The sequence below is a fragment of the Zoogloea sp. genome (genome assembly GCF_041908905.1).
Classification (GTDB): Bacteria; Pseudomonadota; Gammaproteobacteria; order Burkholderiales; family Rhodocyclaceae; genus Zoogloea.
Genome location: NZ_JAYREK010000067.1, coordinates 1 through 4,711, shown reverse-complemented (window position 1 = coordinate 4,711; position 4,711 = coordinate 1). Strand labels below are relative to the sequence as shown.

General features: G+C 70.8%; 5 protein-coding genes. 1 reads left to right on the top strand and 4 read right to left on the bottom strand.

The genetic code is table 11. The features are described 5' to 3' along the window. The 4 genes from ACE3OU_RS18610 to pyrC all read right to left on the bottom strand — a co-directional run. A partial coding sequence (locus ACE3OU_RS18610) for a GumC family protein (protein WP_374243051.1) occupies window positions 1-1,344 on the bottom strand: 1,344 nt, incomplete at its 3' end. 215 nt (window positions 1,345-1,559) lie between these two features. Then, entirely contained in the window at window positions 1,560-2,369 is an 810-nt protein-coding gene (locus ACE3OU_RS18605) for a DUF3025 domain-containing protein (RefSeq protein ID WP_374243050.1), read from the bottom strand. After that, window positions 2,366-2,806 carry a hypothetical protein gene (locus tag ACE3OU_RS18600; RefSeq protein ID WP_374243049.1) on the bottom strand — a complete coding sequence of 147 codons (441 nt, stop codon included), beginning with the start codon at window positions 2,804-2,806 and terminating at the stop codon, window positions 2,366-2,368. Before ACE3OU_RS18600 ends, ACE3OU_RS18605 begins: the two co-directional genes overlap by 4 nt. A gap of 20 nt (window positions 2,807-2,826) precedes the next feature. Further along, window positions 2,827-3,861, bottom strand: coding sequence for a dihydroorotase (gene pyrC, locus ACE3OU_RS18595; protein WP_374243048.1), 1,035 nt, complete (start codon window positions 3,859-3,861; stop codon window positions 2,827-2,829). Between the two features lie 290 nt (window positions 3,862-4,151). Here pyrC and ACE3OU_RS18590 point away from each other — a divergent pair. Further along, window positions 4,152-4,711: transporter substrate-binding domain-containing protein (locus tag ACE3OU_RS18590; RefSeq protein WP_374243047.1), on the top strand; the 560-nt coding region annotated here is incomplete at its 3' end.

Genomic DNA, 4,711 nt, shown 5'->3' with positions numbered 1-4,711 from the left:
CGGGCGGTGGAAGAGTTCGACGAACCACATCGCCAGCAGGCCCAGCGCGAAGGCGGCGCCGACGACGATCGCTCCGTCGACGGTGTAGTCGGGCCGGAACGGCGCGCGGGGAACATGGGCGGATTCGAGCAGGGTGAACACCGGCTCGCGGCTGCGCTCGCTGGCCTCAAGGCGGGCGGCGCGCTCCAGGGCCTGGCGGCTGGCCTTTTCGAGCTGGGCGAGGTCTTCCTCCTGGGACTTGGCCTGGGTGAAGCGGCTGGAAAACTTCTGCAGGCCGGACTTCTGGGCGGCGATCTGGGCCTGCAGCTGCTCGACGGTGGCGCGGGCCTGGGAGAGCTCCTCGCGGGCCGCGGCCTGGGCGTTCTGCAGCCCGGTGACGCGCTGGGCCTCGATCTGCTTCTCGGTTTCGGCGAGACGGGCCCGCAGCGCCCGGGCGCGCGGGTCCATCTCCATGAAGGCGGGGGTATACACCCGCTCCATCTCGCGGATCTGGTCGCGCAGCTGGAGGCCCTGCTGCACCAGGCCGGCCAGCGCCGGGTCGTCCTTGAGGGACAGGCTGCCACGACCATCTGCGGCACTCTCGCGCAGGGCCCGCAGGCGGGCGTCCGCCACCGCGGCCTTCTCGGTGGCGGTGTTGAGGGAGGCGGTCAGCCCCTTCAGGCGGGCGACGGCTTCGTTCTCCTCACGCTCGGGGGACAGCAGCTCGTTCTGGCCGCGAAAGGCCTCGAGCTGGGCCCGCCGCTCGCGCACGGCGCGGCCGAGGCGCTCGGCTTCGCTGCGGGCCTGGGCCAGGCTCCCGGAGGCGGCGGCGTCGTAGGAGGTCTTCATCTCACCGCGGCTGGCCTCGACGAGGCCGTTGAGGGCGGCGGCGAGCTGCTCGGGGCGGGTGCCGGTGGCCTGCAGCTCGACGACCTCGGTGCCGCTCACCGGCACCGCGCGGATCATCTGCTGCAGTTGCAGCGCCGTGTCGCCGTCGGGCAGCGGGTGGCCCTGGGCGCGCAGGGCCTCGGCGACCTTCTCGAGCAGCGGCCGGCTGGTGAGCTTCTGGACCTGGGTGAGCAGCTCCGTCTCGGCCCAGCCCGAGCCGGCGCCCTCCGGCGCGCTGCCCGGCTGGGGCGGCTGCTGGGGCAAGGCGCCGCCGGGGGTGATCTGGATCCGCGCGCTGGCCATGTACTCGGCCGGGCGCAGGAAGTTCCACAGCAGCCCGGGGACCAGCACCAGCAGGAAGGCCAGCGTGAACACCCGCAGCCGGCGCCGGTTGCTGCGCCGCGCGGCGGCCTCCCCGTCGAGATCGGGCGTCACGTCGAGTTCGAGGTAGCTGCGCAGGCGGGAGAGAGGGCTCATGACGTCTTCACCGGAGGTCGCAGAGGCGCCCGCAGATGCCGGCGCCCCGAAAACGCAGGAGTATTCGGACAGTGGCAGGCCGGGTCAAGCGCATATTGCTCAGCCAGCGTCATAGCGGCGCGGTACCGGCCGGCGCTCAAGGAAATGCGGGGCCGCCCCGAGTTTCCTTTTCCCCACCGGGGGGCGGACTGGGCAGGCCCCTGCCCTGGGGGCGCTCAGGCGACAACCGGCGGGTTGCGACGAGGGCGGAACTGGCGGGTGTCGCGGTAGTAGTCGGCGTGCTCGCTGGCCGGCGTGACGCCGGGGATGCCGAGGAGCGGCAGCGGCGCGAGGCTGGCCTTGCCGAAGGGCTGCGCCGGGTCGGCGAGATGGGCGGCGAGCCAGGCGTCGGCCTCGGCCTGCCGGTCGGCCGGCGACAGCGCCAGCCATGCGGGGTCGACGACCCGGTGGATCGCCTTGGCGCACAGGCCGAAGAAGGGCGCCCGCAGCTGGTCCCAGCTGCCATGGCCGAAGACGAGGAAACGCGTTGTGGCGAGGAGCCGGTCGCGCCGCTGCCAGAAGGCCACCTCCCAGGCGTGGGCGGCCAGCAGCGCGGAGACTTCCGGATCGGCGGAGACGACGAGGATGCCGCATTCGTCGAACTGGGTCAGGGCGTCGCGGCGCGGACCGCGTCCGGCCAGCCCCGCCGCCTCGCGGGCACTCTGCTCGGCCAGGTGCAGCGCGTTGCAGGCGGCCTTGCTGCGCGGCCACACGCACCAGGCCAGCGCGTTGAAGAAGTCGTGCCAGTCGTCCGGCCGGGTGGGCACCTCGCCGGTGGCGTCGATGTGCTGCTCGTAGGCCGGCGCGTCGGCGGGGGGCGGCACGAAGCGGATCGGCCGCCCGCTGCCGCTCGCCGCGCCGGGGACGACCTCGCGCAGCAGCGCGCAGAGCGCCGCGGCGTCCGGCAGGCCACCCGCGAAACGCGCCAGCAGCGGCGCGATGGGTTCGTAGAGGGGGCGCCCGGCCAGGCTGGCGGGGGCGCTCATTCCGCCGGCGCGGTGGGCTGGGCTTTGTCGGCGGGGATGAATTCGAGCTTGTCGTTCCTGCGGGTGAAGGTGCCGACCAGCTTGCCGGGGGGCTCGGCGGGGGCGTCCTTCCAGCGCTGGAACTCGCATTTCTCGGTGCCGGCGAGATACCAGCTCTTGCCCTGCTTGAGGGCCCACAGGTAGTCGCCGGCCTCGAAGACTTCCATCTTGACGCTGCCGGTGGTGCCCGGCCGGATCTCGTGGCGGCGCATGCAGGTGGGCATGCGCGACACCACGACGGCCTGCTCAACCTCGCTGCTCCAGAACCAGCGCTGCTCCCGCACCAGGGAGATGGAGTGGTCCTTGCCTTCGATCAGGTAGGCCGCGCCTTCGTACTCGCAGGCGGCAAGCAGGGGCACGACGGCCAGGATCAGGAGGCGCTTGAGGCGGGCAGGCATGGCGGCTTCTTCGTTGCGGTTCAGGCCAGCTTCCAGCCGATGGTCTCGCCACCGCGCAAGGGCACCAGCGGATCACCCGGCAGGTAATCGACGGCCGCCGGCACGCTCCAGTCTTCCTTCACCAGGGTGATGGTGTCGGTGTTGCGCGGCAGGCGATAAAAGTCGGGGCCGTTGAAGCTGGCGAAGGCCTCGAGCCTGTCGAGGGCGCCGGCCTGCTCGAAGGCCTCGGCGTAGAGCTCGATGCCGGCGTGGGCGGTGTAGCAGCCGGCGCAGCCACAGGCAGCCTCCTTCGTGCTCTGGGCGTGGGGCGCCGAGTCGGTGCCGAGGAAGAACTTGTTGCTGCCCGAAGTGGCCACCTTGACCAGCGCCTCCCGGTGGGTTTCACGCTTCAGCACCGGCAGGCAGTAGTAATGCGGGCGGATGCCGCCGGTGAAGATCGCGTTGCGGTTGTAGAGCAGGTGGTGGGCGGTGATGGTTGCGCCCACGTTGGGCCCGGCCTCGCTCACGAACTGCGCCGCCTGGGCCGTGGTGATGTGCTCGAAGACGATGCGCAGGGCCGGGTGGCGCGCTGCCAGCGGCGCCAGCACGCGATCGATAAAGACACGCTCGCGATCAAAGATATCCACGTCACCATGAGTCACCTCGCCATGTACACACAGTACGACCCCCCGTTCGGCCATCCGTTCGAGGACGGCGTCGATGCGGGCGATATCGGTGACACCCGCGTCCGAGTTGGTGGTGGCGCCGGCCGGGTAGAGCTTGGCAGCGACCACGAAGCCACTGTCGGCGGCCTTGTCGATCTCTTCCGGCTTGAGGGTGTCGGTGAGGTACAACGTCATCAGCGGGTCGAACTTGAGGCCGGCGGGCACCGCGGCAAGGATGCGCTGGCGGTAGGCGGCGGCCTGCTCGACGGTAGTCACCGGCGGGCGCAGGTTGGGCATGATGATCGCGCGGCCGAAGCGGCGGGCGGTGTCGGGCACCACGGCGGCCAGGGCGGCGCCGTCGCGCACGTGGAGGTGCCAGTCGTCGGGGCGGGTGAGGGTCAGGCTGGGCATGGCGGTCTATCCCTTGGGCGGATGCAATCCATCATTTTACCAGCCCGCGGCGGCCTCCCCGCCAGCCCCTCCACCGGCCCGGGCGGGGCATGGCGGTCGGCAATCCGACCACGCAGCCGGCCCGCCATCCGGAAATCCGAACGCCGGCCTCCTCGGCCAGGACACCGGAGCCAATCAATTCAATCACTTGCAGAACGAAACCGCCCGCCACGGGGCTGGCACGCCCCGTGCAATGGCCAGGGGACACGACGCCACGACGTCGCCACCCACGCCAATCCGGGAGACACTCCATGCGCACCGCCCTCAAACTCGCCGCCACCTGCCTGATCGCCGCCGGGCTCGCCCAGCCGGCCCTGGCCCAGGAATCCCCGACCCTGCAGAAGATCAAGGCCAGCGGCAGCATCGCCCTCGGCCACCGGGAATCCTCCATCCCCTTCTCCTACTACGACGACAAGCAGCAGGTGGTCGGCTACAGCCATGAGCTGATGCTGAAGGTGGTCGATGCAGTGAAGGCCGAGCTCAAGCTGCCCAGCCTCGCCGTCAAGCTCACCCCGGTCACCTCCCAGAACCGCATCCCGCTGGTGCAGAACGGCACCGTCGACATCGAGTGCGGCTCCACCACCCACAACAAGGAGCGCGCCCAGCAGGTCGCCTTCTCGAACACCCTCTTCATCATCGGCACCCGCCTGATGACGAAGAAGGATTCCGGCGTCCAGGACTTCCCCGACCTTGCCGGCAAGAACGTGGTCACCACCGCCGGCACCACCTCCGAGCGCCTCATCCGCAAGATGAACGACGACAGGAAGCTCGGCATGAAGATCATCTCCGCCAAGGACCACGGCGAATCCTT